The organism is Chloroflexota bacterium (assembly GCA_018648225.1).
In the GTDB taxonomy this organism is placed as follows: domain Bacteria; phylum Chloroflexota; class Anaerolineae; order Anaerolineales; family UBA11858; genus NIOZ-UU35.
In genome coordinates this window covers 1-15,210 of the sequence record JABGRQ010000070.1, presented here as the reverse complement: position 1 = coordinate 15,210, position 15,210 = coordinate 1, and the positions used below count along the sequence as shown (strand labels likewise).

14 protein-coding genes are annotated in these 15,210 nt (G+C 50.7%); 12 read left to right on the top strand and 2 right to left on the bottom strand.

The annotated features are described in order from the left end of the window. The first annotated feature begins 259 nt into the window (after positions 1–259). The 10 genes from HN413_05395 to HN413_05350 all read left to right on the top strand — a co-directional run bounded on the left by HN413_05395 (position 260) and on the right by HN413_05350 (position 10,167). The gene (locus HN413_05395) at positions 260–1,012 is read left to right on the top strand and encodes a YebC/PmpR family DNA-binding transcriptional regulator (GenBank protein MBT3389828.1); all 753 of its coding nucleotides are present in this window, start codon (positions 260–262) and stop codon (positions 1,010–1,012) included. Positions 1,013–1,018: 6 nt separating this feature from the next. Beyond that, positions 1,019–1,510, top strand: coding sequence for a crossover junction endodeoxyribonuclease RuvC (gene ruvC / locus HN413_05390; GenBank protein ID MBT3389827.1), 492 nt, complete (start codon positions 1,019–1,021; stop codon positions 1,508–1,510). 6 nt (positions 1,511–1,516) lie between these two features. Beyond that, on the top strand, positions 1,517–2,770 hold the full coding sequence (locus HN413_05385; protein MBT3389826.1) for an MgtC/SapB family protein: 1,254 nt from the start codon (positions 1,517–1,519) through the stop codon (positions 2,768–2,770). Between the two features lie 12 nt (positions 2,771–2,782). Next, on the top strand, positions 2,783–3,358 hold the full coding sequence (gene ruvA, locus HN413_05380; GenBank protein ID MBT3389825.1) for a Holliday junction branch migration protein RuvA: 576 nt from the start codon (positions 2,783–2,785) through the stop codon (positions 3,356–3,358). Between the two features lie 95 nt (positions 3,359–3,453). Beyond that, positions 3,454–4,302 carry a pyrroline-5-carboxylate reductase gene (locus HN413_05375; protein ID MBT3389824.1) on the top strand — a complete coding sequence of 283 codons (849 nt, stop codon included), beginning with the start codon at positions 3,454–3,456 and terminating at the stop codon, positions 4,300–4,302. Positions 4,303–4,665: 363 nt separating this feature from the next. Next, positions 4,666–6,327 carry a F0F1 ATP synthase subunit alpha gene (locus HN413_05370; protein MBT3389823.1) on the top strand — a complete coding sequence of 554 codons (1,662 nt, stop codon included), beginning with the start codon at positions 4,666–4,668 and terminating at the stop codon, positions 6,325–6,327. 15 nt (positions 6,328–6,342) lie between these two features. Further along, complete coding sequence (gene atpG / locus HN413_05365) at positions 6,343–7,236, top strand: ATP synthase F1 subunit gamma (GenBank protein MBT3389822.1); 894 nt, start codon at positions 6,343–6,345, stop codon at positions 7,234–7,236. 48 nt (positions 7,237–7,284) lie between these two features. Then, entirely contained in the window at positions 7,285–8,682 is a 1,398-nt protein-coding gene (gene atpD / locus HN413_05360) for a F0F1 ATP synthase subunit beta (GenBank protein ID MBT3389821.1), read from the top strand. A gap of 12 nt (positions 8,683–8,694) precedes the next feature. Further along, positions 8,695–9,147 carry an ATP synthase F1 subunit epsilon gene (gene atpC / locus HN413_05355; GenBank protein ID MBT3389820.1) on the top strand — a complete coding sequence of 151 codons (453 nt, stop codon included), beginning with the start codon at positions 8,695–8,697 and terminating at the stop codon, positions 9,145–9,147. 6 nt (positions 9,148–9,153) lie between these two features. After that, positions 9,154–10,167, top strand: coding sequence for a rod shape-determining protein (locus tag HN413_05350; GenBank protein MBT3389819.1), 1,014 nt, complete (start codon positions 9,154–9,156; stop codon positions 10,165–10,167). An 81-nt stretch (positions 10,168–10,248) separates the two neighbouring features. Here the strand turns inward: HN413_05350 and HN413_05345 are convergent, their stop codons facing one another. Further along, on the bottom strand, positions 10,249–10,869 hold the full coding sequence (locus HN413_05345; protein MBT3389818.1) for a redox-sensing transcriptional repressor Rex: 621 nt from the start codon (positions 10,867–10,869) through the stop codon (positions 10,249–10,251). Between the two features lie 189 nt (positions 10,870–11,058). On the opposite strand from HN413_05345, the gene obgE reads away from it, so the two are divergent. Together obgE and nadD are read left to right on the top strand one after the other, a co-directional pair. Next, positions 11,059–12,324, top strand: coding sequence for a GTPase ObgE (obgE, locus tag HN413_05340; protein MBT3389817.1), 1,266 nt, complete (start codon positions 11,059–11,061; stop codon positions 12,322–12,324). Further along, entirely contained in the window at positions 12,312–12,923 is a 612-nt protein-coding gene (nadD, locus tag HN413_05335; protein ID MBT3389816.1) for a nicotinate (nicotinamide) nucleotide adenylyltransferase, read from the top strand. Before obgE ends, nadD begins: the two co-directional genes overlap by 13 nt. On the opposite strand, the gene HN413_05330 is transcribed toward nadD, so the two are convergent. After that, positions 12,920–15,136: a hypothetical protein gene (locus HN413_05330; protein MBT3389815.1), complete on the bottom strand. Its 2,217-nt coding sequence runs from the start codon at positions 15,134–15,136 to the stop codon at positions 12,920–12,922. The genes nadD and HN413_05330 overlap by 4 nt on opposite strands. Positions 15,137–15,210: the final 74 nt, after the last annotated feature.

Sequence of the window (15,210 nt, the reverse complement as noted above, 5' to 3'; positions counted from 1 at the left end):
CAATGGTGAAGCCGTATTGGTTTTGTGAATAAGAATTTTGGCTTCAATGGTATAATGCGATTTCGCACAAAGAAAAACAGTGACGTTCCAAACCATATCTTCGTAGAAAGATTTTTAGAAAATCAGTGAGTAGAGTAGTATATCTCTCTCTGCACATTTGTTTATGGCTGTGTAATTATCAAGAATATCTTATTTGAGCGCCGTAGGAGTTCGTTTACTTCTACCTGACTTTGTGTCACAAGCTCGCAGGAGTGAGGTTATGTCTGGACATTCAAAATGGTCAACGATCAAACGAAAAAAAGGTGCCGAAGATGCCAAGCGTGGCAAGATATTTACGCGCCTTGCCCGTGAGATCGCGGTAGCAGCTCGCAACGGCGGCGGTGATCCCAATATGAATACAACTCTGGCGCTGGCCGTTTCAAGAGCCAAAGCTGCCAATATGCCTAAAGAGAATATCGATCGTGCCATCAAACGTGGTACGGGTGAAGATAAGGGCGCGGCGGCCTATGAAGAAGTGGTGTACGAAGGCTATGGCCCGCACGGCGTTGCGTTTATGATCGAATGTGCCACCGATAATCGCAATCGCACGGTTGCTGATCTGCGCCATATCCTGACGAGCAGCAGCGGTAGTTTGGGAGAAGGCGGCTCGGTTGCCTGGCAATTTACACAGGCCGCATATTTCACCTTCCCTGCTGATGGATATGATGAAGATACTATTTTTGAACTGGCGCTGAACGGTGGTGCCGATGATGTTCAAATGGAAGCAGGTATTGTTGAAATTACAGGGCCAATTACATCCTTCAAATCCATTAATGACGAACTGGCAAAAGCGAGTATTCAATACGATGAAGCCGGTTTGCGCATGATCCCTAACCAGGAGTTGGAATTGAGTGCAGCAGATACTATTCAAGTACTAAAAGTCATCGAGCGACTGGAAGAACTCGATGATGTGCAAAATGTATATTCCAATCTAAATATTTCTGATGAAGCTCTGGCACAGTATGAAGGATAAAAGCTGATGCTGGTTCTTGGGATTGACCCCGGAACTGCTACCACGGGTTACGGCCTTGTGCGCGAAACCGCCGGGGGGCAGCTTATTGTCGTAGATTATGGGGTAGTGCTTACTTCGGCAAAATTACCGATGCCCAAGCGCTTACTTGAAATCTATCGGCAGCTAAAAGATATTGCCTTTCTCCATCGCCCCGATGCGGCTGCGGTGGAGAAATTGTTTTTTCAGACCAATGTTCGTACAGCTATCACTGTGGGACAGGGGCGCGGTGTAGCGATTCTTGCGCTGGCAGAGGCAGATATTCCTGTTGCTGAATACACTCCCCTCGAGATTAAGCAATCTGTGGTGGGTTATGGCAATGCAGATAAAAATCAGGTACAGCAAATGATCCGTGCCCTGCTGAACATGAAGGAAATTCCGCGCCCCGATGATGCCGCCGACGCGTTGGCGGTTGCTGTGTGTCATATTCACAGTTATCGAATGGCAGATCTATTGGGATAAAGACCTATGACCGAATTACAACTCTTCACACGTTTTGGCGCCGCGCTGGCGATTGGCTTTTTAATTGGTCTCCAACGCGAATTCGCATCTGGCACGCGCAGTCAGGAAATTGTTGCCGGGGAGCGGACATTCGCGCTCATGGGGGTGGTCGGCGCTCTCGCAGCGATGGCCGCCGATCAACTGGATGCTCCACTCGCATTTTTCGGGGTGATTCTGTTATTGGGGCTTTTCTCTGCTGTGGCGTATTTCATCGATGCCTGGCGCGGTTTTGTTGGGTTGACTACCGAAGTTGCCATTATTATCACCATATTAATTGGTGCTCTGTGCTATTGGGGCTACCTTTCTTTGGCAATGGCGCTGGGGATTGCCACGACGGCGCTTCTGTCCTTGAAACTTGAAACAGATCGTTTTGTTCGTTCACTGACACGCGAAGATATATTTGCCGCATTGCAGTTTGCAGTGATCAGTGCCATCATCTTGCCCATACTCCCGAACCAGAGTTTTTTACCGCCGCCTTTTGACGTGTTGAATCCCTTTAAGATATGGCTGATGGTTGTTTTTATTTCAGGAATTAGCTTTTTAGGCTACGTTGCCATAAAAATTGTCGGCCCGGAACAAGGGATCGGCCTAACCGGATTTTTGGGTGGTCTGGTATCCAGCACGGCTGTAACGCTCAGTTTTTCAGACCGTAGCAGCCGAGAGCCGAATTTATCAAAACCTTTTGCGCTGGCAATTATGATTGCCTGGACAGTGATGTTTTCGCGCGTGCTGATTGAAGTGGGCGTACTCAACCGGCAACTCCTTGGCATGGTATGGAAACCTCTGACGGCGGCAGGTTTAGTAGGCCTGCTGTATGGGGGGTATCTATTTTTCTCGCAGCGAGCCGCCGAAAAAGGAAACATGGATTTCTCAAACCCCTTTGACCTGAAGTCGGCCATTAAATTTGGTTTATTGTATGGGTTGGTATTGCTCATCTCGCGGGCTGCGCAAATGTATTTTGGCGATACGGGTATCCTAATATCCAGTTTGCTCTCCGGCATAGCTGATGTAGATGCGATTACGCTTTCAATGGCGGAACTCAGCAATACGGGGGACGTGGAACTTCATATCGCTTCACGGGCTGTGGTGATAGCCACCATGTCGAATACGGTTGTCAAGGGCATCATTGCATTGATGGGAGGTTCAGCCGTTTTGCGCAAAGCGCTTTTGCCAGGTTTGCTCGCCATGACTGCCACAGGAATTGGTTTGGCGTTTGTTTAGCAGGAGTAAATTATGATCGCAACCGTCCGAGGTCGTGTCATTGAGATTGGCCTAGATCGTGTCATTATTGAAATGGGGAATGTAGGGTTGTGGGTATATATTCCCGATCAGTTTCGCTTGAGCCTGGGAATGGGGGAAACGATCTCATTGCATACTCATCTAGTTGTGCGTGAAGATTCTCTCACCCTTTATGGTTTTTCAACATCAGAAGAACGCGAATTTTTTATTCTCTTGCTTGGTGTGAATGGCATTGGCCCTCGTCTGGCGCTGACCACGCTTTCAACCCTCAACCCAACAGCCATTCGTCGGGCTGTCTTTTCGGAGCAGGCTGCGGTGTTTCAACGTGTTCCCGGAATTGGCTCCAAAACCGCGCAACGGATTGTGCTTCATTTGCAAGGACGCATCACTGCTACGGATGACTTGGATGGGTTGGTAACAATGGCGGATACGGATAGTCAGGTTGTGGAAGCTCTGATTGTGTTGGGGTATAGTGTTGTCGAGGCACAGGCCGCAGTACAAGCCATCCGGAAGGATGCTCCCGATGACGTTGAAGAACGCATTCGCTTCGCATTGCAATATTTTGGCTGATGTCCGCTAAATCGGCGTGATGCGGTTGGTTGAGATCAATTCAAAAAATCACGATGCCCGCCAGCTCCTGATGAACCTTTATTTGGAGGTATGTTTTGTCAATTAACCAAAAAATCGCATTTATTGGCCCTGGTGTTATGGCCGAGGCGATGATTGCTGGAATTATCCGTTGTGGTGTGGCAACTCCGGAACAGATCACTGTTTCGGGGCCACGTATCAACCGCGGGCAAGATTTGGCAGATCGCTATGGAATCACTTCGCTCACAGACAATCCTTCTGCCGTAGAAAATGCCGATGTGATCGTCTTATGCGTTAAACCCCAACATCTAAAGGTAATTTTGCCCGAACTCTCTGGCAAGCTCAAGCCGTCGGCATTTGTATTGTCTATTATTGCGGGAGCAACTATTGAAAAACTTTCACAGGGATTGCAATGTGACAATGTGGTGCGCTCAATGCCTAATACGCCTGCTCAAATTGGCGAAGGTATCACAGTTTGGACAGCCGCCGCGGCAGTCTCTGATGCGCAGCGCCAAATTGCCAGAAAAATGCTGGGCGCGCTGGGCGAAGAAATTTATCTGGATGAGGAATATTATCTGGATATGGCAACCGCGCTATCAGGCACCGGGCCTGCTTATGTATTTATGTTTATGGAAGCTATGGTGGATGCGGGCGTGCATTTGGGGTTTCCGCGGCGTATTGCTGAACAATTGGTGGCCCAAACAGTGCGTGGTTCGGTAGACTATTACCGGAAGAGTGAACACCCGGTACATTTGGCTCGTTTAAGAAACCAGGTTACTTCTCCGGGAGGCACATCGGCTGCGGCTTTATATTATTTAGAGAAGGCTGGTTTTCGCACGGCGATTTCGCGCGCAGTGTGGGCGGCTTATGAACGATCGCAGGCTTTGGGTAAAGGATCTCAATCTCAATCGCCAGATGATGCCTGATGTCCATGTAAGATGTGAAAAAACGCACCAATGCTGAATCAAACTGGACAATATGATGGCTTTCGGGTATTATTTGATCGCTAGTATCCCTATTGGGGGATATTAGTAGTTATTTTTTTGGTAGAGAACCCCTAATGGATGTGAGTACTCATTTACCCCCCTCGCGTGATGTTGGCCGGAGACACAATCAGTATTCGTTTCACGGTATGATACCTCACCCTGGAGGGTTTTCTTATATCTGCCCCAGCGATTGTGATATTCAATCGCTGTAAAATTATTGGTGGCCTCATTGCAATATTCTCGATGAAGCCGTACCAAATATTTCCGCAATAATTGACAAATTGATAGAAACCAGGAGGTAAAATGTCTGATCTGATCCAAAGAATCACTACAGACTTACAGCAGCAAATCGAGGCTTTCCAGCCTGCGCTGGAGGTTCGTGATATCGGAACGGTTTTAGAAGTGGGGGATGGTATTGCGCGCGCGACTGGCTTGTCGGATGTGCGCTCTCAAGAGTTGGTACAGTTTGAAAATGGAGTTATGGGAATTGCCTTCAACCTTGAACGTGATACCGTTGGTGTCACTATTATGGGTGATTATGCCGGTATTAGCGAAGGTATGACTGTACGTACGGTAGGGCGGATTGCATCGGTGCCGGTTGGTGATGCTATGGTTGGGCGCGTGGTGAATGCGCTTGGTCAGCCGATTGATGGTAAAGGTCCGATGCCAACGACAGGTTTTCGCCCAATTGAACGCATCGCCCCTGGTGTAATTTTGCGCCAGGACGTTGATACGCCCTTGCAGACAGGTATTAAAGCCATTGATTCGATGATCCCGATTGGCCGTGGTCAGCGTGAGTTGATTATTGGTGATCGTCAAACCGGAAAAACAGCGATTGCCATTGATACCATTATCAACCAAAAAGGCGAAGACGTTATTTGTATCTATGTTGCCATCGGCCAAAAGAAAGCGGCAATTGCGCGGACAGTTGCCACCCTTGAAAAATTTGGTGCGATGGAACATACTATTGTGGTGGCTGCCACGGCAGATGAACCTGCCGCCCTTCAGTATATTGCACCGTATGCCGGTTGTGCCATTGGCGAAGAATTCATGGAAACTGGCCGCGATGCACTTGTGATCTATGATGACCTTTCGAAACACGCTTGGGCATATCGTCAGGTTTCGCTGCTATTGCGCCGCCCTCCGGGTCGTGAAGCGTATCCCGGTGATTTGTTCTATTTACACTCTCGCTTACTGGAGCGAGCGGCTCGCCTCGCTGACCAATATGTGATTGTTTCGAAAGATTATTTAGACTCGCTGGCTAAGGCAGATGATGCTATTGACGGCAAGGTATATGGGGGACCGTTATCACATCATTATGCAGATGAAGCGCTGCAGGCAATGGAGAATAGTGGTGATTATCAGGTTATCAAAGTAGACGGCACGGGCGGCTCATTGACAGCTCTGCCGATTATTGAAACCCTGCTTGGCGATGTGTCGGCCTATGTCCCGACGAATGTGATTTCCATTACCGACGGGCAGATTTATTTGGAAAATAACCTTTTCTACGCTGGTATTCGACCGGCTGTAAATGTTGGTTTATCGGTTTCTCGTGTGGGTGGTGATGCTCAAACGAAGGCAATGAAGCAAGTTGCCGGTGGTTTGCGCATGGATATGGCCTCATTCCGTGAGTTGGCTGCATTTGCTCAATTTGGCTCCGACTTGGATGCTGGCACACAGGCTCGCCTGAATCGAGGTCAGCGTTTGCAGGAGTTGCTCAAACAGCCTCAATATGAGCCTGCTTCTGTTGAGAAGCAAATCATTGCAATATTTGCAGGCACCAAAGGCTTTGCTGATAAAGTTGATCTCGAACGGATGCGCGAATGGGAAGAAACCCTTATGCGCTATATGGAAACATCCCATCCAGAGATTGGCAAAGCAATTGTTAAGGATAAACGAATCACAGATGAAACGGAAGTACAATTGCGTGCTGCACTTGATGCTTTCCGTTCAGCTTGGCAGTAACTCAGGGAGCGCTAAATGGCTAACGCTCGAGAAGTAAAACTACGTATTCGTAGTGTGAAGAATATTGCCCAGGTAACACGTGCTTTGCAGGCCGTAAGCGCCAGCAAAGTTCAGAAAGCTATGCAGGCAATGTATCGCACACGACCGTATGCAACGAAAGCATGGCAAGTGCTGACGCACGTTGCCGCTCAACCCGGCAGAGGGGTATTGCATCCCCTATTAGCGGAGCGAGAGCAAGTCAAAAACACGCTGATTGTTCTCATCAGTGGAGATCGCGGACTTGCTGGTGCATATAATGCTAATATTGTTCGATTCACGCTACAAAAGTTTGGCTCATATCCTCATCCGGCAAAATTTATTACGATTGGCCGCAAAGGGCGCGATTTAATGTTCCGCCGCGGCCAGGAAATTCTGGCAGAATTTAGCAATCTCCCGGCAGCCCCGGAATTTGCAGATGTGTCTGCGATTGGACACCTGGCGGTGGATGAGTTTCTGTCAGGTAATGTTGACGAAGTCTATTTAGTTTATACCGACTTTGTAAATATGGTTAAGCAAATTCCCACGGTCAAAAAACTCCTCCCCCTCGAGGTGGATTCTGGTGAGGGACGCGTGGAGGCTTTTGGCATAGAACAGCACGGCCCTGAAGCGACATATATCTATGAGCCAGGGCAAGAACAACTTCTTGATGAGATCGTTCCTCGTTTCACGGCTTTGCAAGTATATCAGGCGGTGATGGAATCACTGGCCAGTGAACATGCTGCTCGTATGGTTGCTATGAAAAATGCTACTGAGAATGCGACCGAACTCAGCGCTGCTTTGCAACTTCAATACAACAAAGCGCGTCAACAGAGCATTACCAGTGAAATGTTAGATATTGCCGGTGGCGCAGAAGCCCTGGCGCAAAGTTAAAATACTAGAATCAGTGTTTTCACTGATTGCGATAATTTGGAGGTAAACATGGCTAAAGCTACAGGCCGCATCATACAAATTCAAGGCGGTGTCGTGGATGTCGAATTCGCCGCTGGTCAATTGCCGGGCCTCTTTGATGCCCTCGAAATTCCACAAGGGGAAGGTTATCCCCAGGTTTTAGAAGTCCAGAAGCACCTGGGAAATAACTGGGTTCGATGTGTTGCTATGGATACAACCGAGGGCCTTCAGCGTGGGACTGAAGTTCATTCCACCGGGGCGCCCATTAAGGTTCCCGTAGGCCTGCCAACGCTTGGACGCATATTTAATGTTTTGGGACGCCCCGTTGATGGGGGTAGCCCTGTAGAGGCAGAAGAGTACTACCCCATTCACCGGGCTGCCCCGCTATTTGAAGATCAATCTACGCAGGTGGATATTTTTGAAACGGGTGTAAAAGTAATTGACCTGATTGCTCCCTTTACCAAAGGCGGTAAAACTGGCATTTTTGGCGGTGCAGGCGTTGGCAAAACCGTTGTGATTATGGAGTTAATACGTTCGGTGGCGATGGAACACGAGGGCAACTCTGTGTTTGCTGGCGTAGGCGAGCGCACTCGTGAAGGCACCCAGCTTTATCGCGAGATGATCGAATCGGGTGTTATGAAAGACACCGTTATGGTTTACGGGCAAATGAATGAACCTCCTGGGGTGCGTTTGCGCGTGGCCTTGAGCGCTTTATCAATGGCCGAATACTTCCGTGATCAGGGCCGTGACGTGCTATTATTTATTGATAATATTTTCCGCTTCAGTATGTCGGGGTCTGAAGTCTCGGCGCTCCTGGGGCGTATGCCTTCCGCGGTTGGGTATCAGCCGACCTTGTCTACCGAGATGGGCGAACTACAGGAACGCATCACATCTACTCGTACAGGCTCGATCACATCGATGCAGGCGGTTTATGTTCCCGCTGATGACTATTCGGATCCTGCTCCGGTTGCTACCTTTACCCACCTCGATGCAACCATTGCGCTTGAACGCTCCATTTCTGAGAAGGGCATTTATCCGGCTGTTGATCCGTTGGCCTCTACCTCACGTATTCTCGACCCCTTGATTGTGGGTGATGAGCACTATCGAACTGCCCGCGAAGTCCAGGCGGTTTTGCAACGCTACAAAGACCTGCAAGATATTATCGCCATTCTGGGTATTGATGAACTCAGCGAAGATGATAAGCTGATTGTTTCCCGTGCCCGTAAAGTGGAGCGTTTCTTCTCGCAGCCTTTCTATGTTGCCGAACAATTTACCAATATGCCGGGTAAGTATGTTCCCATTCGAGAGACTGTACGCGGTTTCCGTGAGATTTTGGACGGAAAGCACGACGACATCCCCGAAGATGCTTTCATGTTTGCCGGAACCATTGACGATGTTGTAGAAAGCGCCAAGCAATTGGCTGCATAAGCGAAGGGAACAATGCCTATTCGTTGTGAGATCGTTTCTCAAGACCGTTTGATTTTTGAAGGTGATGCCGATTCGGTGCTTTTGCCAGGCACAGAAGGTGAGATGGGCATACTCCCGAACCACGCGCCGCTGTTATCGACGCTGTCTTTTGGCGTTATCAAGGTGCGCCAACAGAACGCGGAAGAGATTTTTACAGTCGCTGGCGGGGTAGTGGAAGTTCAACCCAAAATTATCACAGTGCTGGCAGATCGGGCTGAAAATGTGCGCGAGATTGATGTTGCGCGTGCTGAGGCCGCTCGTCAGCGCGCCGAAAAAATCCTCGCCGAAGGGCCTCCGCCCGATTCCGATTCTTTCTTGCGAATGGAAGCAGCTTTGCGGCGTTCCAACCTCCGTTTGGATGCTGTGCGCCGCTACCGTCAGGGACGCCGTGCGGATGTGCCTTCCATGCTGGAAGATCGGGGTTAGTGCCTGATGGCCCTTTTCTCAAAAGACATTGGAATTGACCTGGGTACGATTTGGACGCGTATTGCAGAAGATGGACAGGTTATTCTTCAGGAGCCCACAGTTGTTGCGATTGCGGTTGATGAACTGAAAATTGTCTCCCTGGGGCAGGAAGCTCAGGATATGTATGGGCGTGTTCCTGATACCCTGGAGGTGGCCTATCCGTTGAAGAATGCCGTTATCGCGGATTACGAAGTTTCCGAGAAGCTATTGGAATACCTTATCCGCAAAGTGAGCAGTCCAGCGCGTATCTTTCGTCCGCGGGTGATGATGTCCGTCCCCTATGGTGTCACCAGCGTTGAGCGTCGTGCCGTGCATGAAGCCGCGCTGGAAGCGGTCAAACGTGATGTCTTTTTGATCTATCAACCTATGGCGGCAGCTTTGGGGGTCGATTTACCATTCCACACACCCACCGGGAATATGATCATTTGTCTGGGCGGTGGTGCAACCCAGGCCGCCGTTATGGCTACCTATGGGATTGTTTCAGCGGAGACCGTTCGGATGGGTGGGTTGCAATTGGACGATGCGATTATGACCTATATCCGCCGCAAATTTGGTTTGGTGATTGCACAGCCAACAGCCGAACGCATCAAAATGGAAATTGGTGCAGCCGTCCCGCAGGATGAAGAAAGAAGCATCGAGATACAGGGCCAAGACCAGGTTACAGGCTTGCCGCGCCCGCTGACGCTTACTACCGGTGAAATTGTTGAAGCCCTACAGGATGTGTTGAGTAATGTTGTTGAGACGGCCCGGCGTGTACTCGAAAAAACCCCACCCGAGCTTGTATCCGACATCATTGATCGCGGTATCGCCCTGTGCGGCGGCGCATCCCTGCTTCGCGGTATCGACAAATTGCTGACTAAAGAATTAGGCGTCCCCGCTTATCTTGTTGATAACCCCACGACATGTGTGGCAGAAGGGACATCATTGTCTTTGCAACCCAGTGTTTATGCGAAAATAAAACGCAACTTACCGCCAGTATAAACACATTAGCGGATATGGATTTTACGAATGAAAAAAGCGAACTTTTTGCAAGTTCGCTTTTTTTGTTAAGGGTTTGCCTCTTTACTTCAAATAATACGACATCCTTTGTAGATGAGTTGCCGGATCAATATTCTCAACACGGACGCTTTCAGGTACTGATAACTGAATAGGGGCATAATTCAAGATTGCTTTGACTCCTGCTTCAATCAGCAGATCGGTAACTTCTTGGGCATGATCGGCTGGGACGGCTAACATGGCTACCTTTATCCCGGCAGCCTGAATTTCATCAGCCATATAAGCGACATCTTTTACAACCAATGTGCCAATCATTCCCCCAATTTTTTCGGCGGTATTATCGAAAATCATCGTGCACTGAAAACCGCGGTTGCGGAAGCCCGAATAATGGGCTAGCGCGTTACCTACATCACCTGCACCGATAATCGCCATATCCCATACTTGATCGAGATTTAGTATTTTTCGTAATTGATTACTGAGAAACTGAATATTGTAGCCGGTGCCTTGTTTCCCAAACTCACCAAATTGAGATAAGTCTTTTCGGATTTGGGCTGCAGAGACTCCCAGCCGGGCGCCGAGTTCTTGGGATGATGTAACTTGCTGGCCTTCTTGCTGCATGCGTTGTAACGAGCGTAAATAAAAGGGAAGTCGTCCGACAACGATGTCTGGAATATCTTGTTTGGTCATATAGGTGCTCCTGATCTGGGGAAGAATGCCCCCAATTATAGCATAGGCGCATCAAAAACTCCCCAATGGTATAATAGTCCTTTATTCCCAACGAACCGGGTACTGATCTTAGAGAATGACCCCATTTAGCCGATGTTTCATTGCAAAGGCCTGCGCCTTTCCATTTATTGCAAGCAACAAAGAGATAAAATGTTCATTGATGAAGTAGAAATATACGTGCGTTCGGGGCGTGGTGGGGCAGGCATTGTACACTTCCGCCGCGAAAAATATGTTCCCCGTGGTGGCCCAGATGGTGGTGATGGCGGTCGCGGTGGTAGTGTGGTTTTTCAAGTTGATAATAAACTGACTACTCTATCTCCGTTTCGACACAAACACCATTACCTTGCCGACGATGGCGCTAAAGGTGGCGGAAATAATAAAAGCGGTAAATCGGGGCAAGATTTGATTCTCCCAGTGCCACCCGGAACGCTCGTTTACGATGCGCATTCCGGCGAGTTGCTGGGAGATCTCACCGCAGAAGAACACCGGCTAGTGGTTTGTAAGGGTGGCCGTGGTGGTCGTGGAAATTCCCGTTTTGCATCTTCAACCAATAAAGCTCCCCGTCTTGCAGAGAAGGGTGCCCCGTCTGAAGAACGCAATCTGCGCCTGGAATTGAAGTTGATCGCCGATGTCGGGTTGGTCGGCGCCCCAAACGCGGGGAAATCGACGCTGCTATCGGCAGTGACCAATGCTACCCCAAAGATCGCCCCCTATCCCTTTACAACCTTGCAGCCCAATTTAGGCGTAGCTCGCCTCGATGTAGATATCTCGCTGGTTTTAGCAGATATTCCCGGCCTGATCGAGGGCGCGCATCAAGGTGTGGGCTTGGGGCACGAGTTTTTGCGCCATATTCAGCGTACACGTGTATTGATCCACCTGCTGGATGGCATGGCGGAAAACCCCTTGCTTGATTTTTCCCAGATCAATAGCGAGTTGGCTCTCTTTGACCCCGATTTAGCCACTAAGCCCCAGATTGTTGTTTTCAACAAAATGGATTTGCCCGATGTGCAAGCGCGCTGGCCGGAAGTTCAGCGTGAGCTGGAGAAGCGTGATTACGAAACTTACGCTATCTCAGCTGTAGCCGGTACGGGTGTGAAGCCGGTGCTATTTCGCGCCCGGCAAATACTGATTGAATTGCCTCTGATTCCGCTCACAAAAACCGAAGATATGCCCATCTACCGCGTAGAGGATGATCCACGCGCTTTTGAAATTGAGCGCGCTTCCGATGGTTTCATTGTCACCGGTGTGTCTATTGAGCGTGCTGCTCTTATGACCTACTGGGAGTACGACCAGTCGGCGCGGCGGTTTCAGCGTATCTTGAACGCGCTGGGTATCGAAGACGCGCTGCGCAAAGCCGGTATTCAACCCGGCGATACAGTTTATATTGGTAATCACGAATTGGAGTGGTCGGAATAATCGCGCGCATCGGAATTTTAGGCGGCACATTTGACCCGCCGCATAACGGACATCTGGCGCTGGCACATGCTGCTTTGCAGCATCTACATCTCGACCGGGTGCTATGGGTGCTGACCCTGCAGCCGCCCCACAAGCACGGGCAGCCTATCACCCCCCTGGCCGACCGCCTGGAGATGCTTCAGGCGGCTCTTGTTGAACATCCCAAATTTCAACTCTCACGTGTCGATATCGATCGCCCTCCGCCACATTATGCTGTAGACACGGTGGCTTGTTTGCGGCAGGAATACCCCGACGCGTGGCTGATATACCTGATGGGCGGCGATTCGTTGCGCGATTTGTCTCTGTGGCACACGCCGCAGGCTTTTCTCAATGCCTGCGATGCGTTGGGGGTTATGTGCCGCCCGGGGGCAGCGTACAACCTCGAGCATCTGGAAACCACCCTTCATGGGATCAGCACAAAAGTCCAGTTTATGGATATCCCGCCCATTGATATTGCTTCCTCATCGCTGCGCCAGTGCATTGCCGCAAATTTGTCCATCCACGAATATCTTCCCGCCGCCGTTGAAAAGATTATCCGCGCTCGCCAGTTGTATCGTTAAGGCAGCAAGCTGATTTGTACCCAAAATGCGCCCTCGGCATGCACAGTTGCCACGGCCAGGGGAAAGGGGAAATAATGCCCCGCCGGGTAATCATAATTGGGGTTTTCGGGTAGTGAAAGCGCGGGAATATCATCACGGAAGGTTTGGTGGGTCAGTCTGCCCGAGGTTTGGATCAACGCCTGGGCATTGTCCTTAATCCCCCAGGCCCAGCCCTGAGGCAATTCTTCGCCCTCGAAGCGCCCAGCCCACCCCGAAGAGAGATAATTCTCCGTCATAATGCCCAACGGAATTTGAGCCTCAATAGGGGTTTCGGACACGTATTCTATGTGCAAGCCTTCATTGGCTAGCGTAAAAGTTTTACTCACCGAGGTCGATTTTAGCCGGACGCCATTAGCAATGTGCTCAACGCGATACTCATCCCACGGCCCGGCAAACCCGCCGGGTATCACCCCTGGGTCGGCCTGCACCCCCGCGGCCAAATCCCAGCCCAGCGGATCGCTCAGCCCGACGGCAAATTGAGAACTCGGCGCGACAAGCTGTGTAATCGAGCCATTTTTCTGACGCGCCAGCAGCAGGCTCAAACGCCCTCCCTGGGGGTCAATGATGGCAAAATAATCTGTCGATGCCAGCAGGCACTCGGCCTCACCATCGAAATCGGGGTCAATTGTGCAATCCGTGAAAATTTCACCATTTTGCAAAGGCGTTGCGGCAAGTTCCCACTTGGCGGCAGCGAGCCAAGTGCCAATTTCGCCCAAATAATTGGCGCGCAGTGCAGCAAGATTGGGGTGCAGTGGGTCGGCTGGCGCGAGTAAAGTGAGTAACGCCGCGTAGGCTAAATCAGCACTGGTGCTGTCAGGTGTGGCGCGCAAGGCGGTATATACCGCGGAATAATTTTCCTCATTTGAATTTTCTGATGTGATAGAAATGCGTGTATTTAGGCGCGGCTGGGTCAACAAGTCTCGCTCGTTGAGTACTTGCATCCAGGGATGTGCGGCAATATAGGCCATTGCTGGCCCGACAAGGTGCGCGTCGCCCCAATTGCTGTGAGGCAGGTCGCCGCCCAGCACGGTAAGGGGGCGCGATTCTTCAGGGGTGAGTGCTGCCTGTATCAGCGCCTGTCGGATTGCGCGGTTTAATCCGGAGTAGTCAATTTGTTGGGGCGTATTCGCGGGCATCGGCAATGGTAAATACAACTGTGCGCCTAGCTGGTAGATGTGAGTTTGATTGGTTTCGATGGCTGCATCGGGCGTAATTATCAGCCTGTCCGTTGATGCCGTTGTCAGCGTGGGGGCATATACCCATTGCGAATCCCTCACGCCAAATGCGGTTGTGGCGGCACGGTTATGCTGGCGGATAGGGTTAATTGCCCAGTCTGGCAAGTAGCCAAAGTATGCCGCTGGCAACGTCTCTGTCAGGTTGAGCAGCCCCTGGGACTGCAAGTTTGTGAGTTGAGGGATTTGCCCCATCATATCCAGCGCAGCCAGCGAGAGCGGCGCTGCGGCGTCTAGCAGAACAACTGGAGTGCGCCAATATTCCGCGGCATCCAGTAAATGGCTCAGGCCGTGGCGCTGCCCCAGCGGTCCGGTATGCGCGCCATCCCAGCGGCGAAGGGCTTGCGCGGGCGTCTGTGCGGGCATCGTATTCCAGAAGGCCAGCAGCAGTGGTGCCCGCCCGGACACATGCGCTTCGGATGAGACTGGCCCAATTTCGTCTATTTTTGTCTCTGTGCCAGGGTGAGCGCTGTAAGCCGCAGCATAAAAATGGCCGTTGAATTGGGGCAGTTTGTGGATGTTGAGTCGCACAGTGATCGTATCCAGTTTGGGATCGCGCACCACCAACGGGGTGGGGAGTTGGTCGGCGTTCAGGTACGGATTCAACACTCGCGCGGAGGCCAGTTCCCCCGCGGGAATGACGATAGATAAATCCCAGGCGCGGGTTTGGTCATCCAGCGTAGAAATTTGACTCCCCCCCGGGAGCCAGTCCAGCGCAAGGTAGATGTCGCCTTGTTCGGTGAGTTGCAGTTCGAGAACATCCAGCCGGATTTCGAGATTATGGGTTGTGCGGCGTGTGTAGAGTGCAATCAGATCGTGGCCGGGTAACTGCATATCGCTGGGATCAAGGGCGCGCAACTGTGCGAATTCCCAGGGCGCTGTTGGTGGCGGATAAACCGCTGTCGTGCAGGCAACCAGGGAAATGCAAAACCACAGAGACACAAAGCGCGCCAAGTTTTTCTGGTAGTGCTCAAGAAGGAAGTGATAGCCTGGAGATGTCATAGCGGACAATAAAC

Excerpts from the sequence above, each read along its gene's own strand:
- HN413_05395 (MBT3389828.1), top strand. The coding sequence starts at position 260 with ATGTCTGGACATTCAAAATGGTCAACGATCAAACGAAAAAAAGGTGCC.
- ruvC (MBT3389827.1), top strand. The coding sequence starts at position 1,019 with ATGCTGGTTCTTGGGATTGACCCCGGAACTGCTACCACGGGTTACGGC.
- HN413_05385 (MBT3389826.1), top strand. The coding sequence starts at position 1,517 with ATGACCGAATTACAACTCTTCACACGTTTTGGCGCCGCGCTGGCGATT.
- ruvA (MBT3389825.1), top strand. The coding sequence starts at position 2,783 with ATGATCGCAACCGTCCGAGGTCGTGTCATTGAGATTGGCCTAGATCGT.
- HN413_05370 (MBT3389823.1), top strand. The coding sequence starts at position 4,666 with ATGTCTGATCTGATCCAAAGAATCACTACAGACTTACAGCAGCAAATC.
- atpG (MBT3389822.1), top strand. The coding sequence starts at position 6,343 with ATGGCTAACGCTCGAGAAGTAAAACTACGTATTCGTAGTGTGAAGAAT.
- atpD (MBT3389821.1), top strand. The coding sequence starts at position 7,285 with ATGGCTAAAGCTACAGGCCGCATCATACAAATTCAAGGCGGTGTCGTG.
- atpC (MBT3389820.1), top strand. The coding sequence starts at position 8,695 with ATGCCTATTCGTTGTGAGATCGTTTCTCAAGACCGTTTGATTTTTGAA.
- HN413_05350 (MBT3389819.1), top strand. The coding sequence starts at position 9,154 with ATGGCCCTTTTCTCAAAAGACATTGGAATTGACCTGGGTACGATTTGG.
- HN413_05345 (MBT3389818.1), bottom strand. The coding sequence starts at position 10,869 with ATGACCAAACAAGATATTCCAGACATCGTTGTCGGACGACTTCCCTTT.
- obgE (MBT3389817.1), top strand. The coding sequence starts at position 11,059 with ATGTTCATTGATGAAGTAGAAATATACGTGCGTTCGGGGCGTGGTGGG.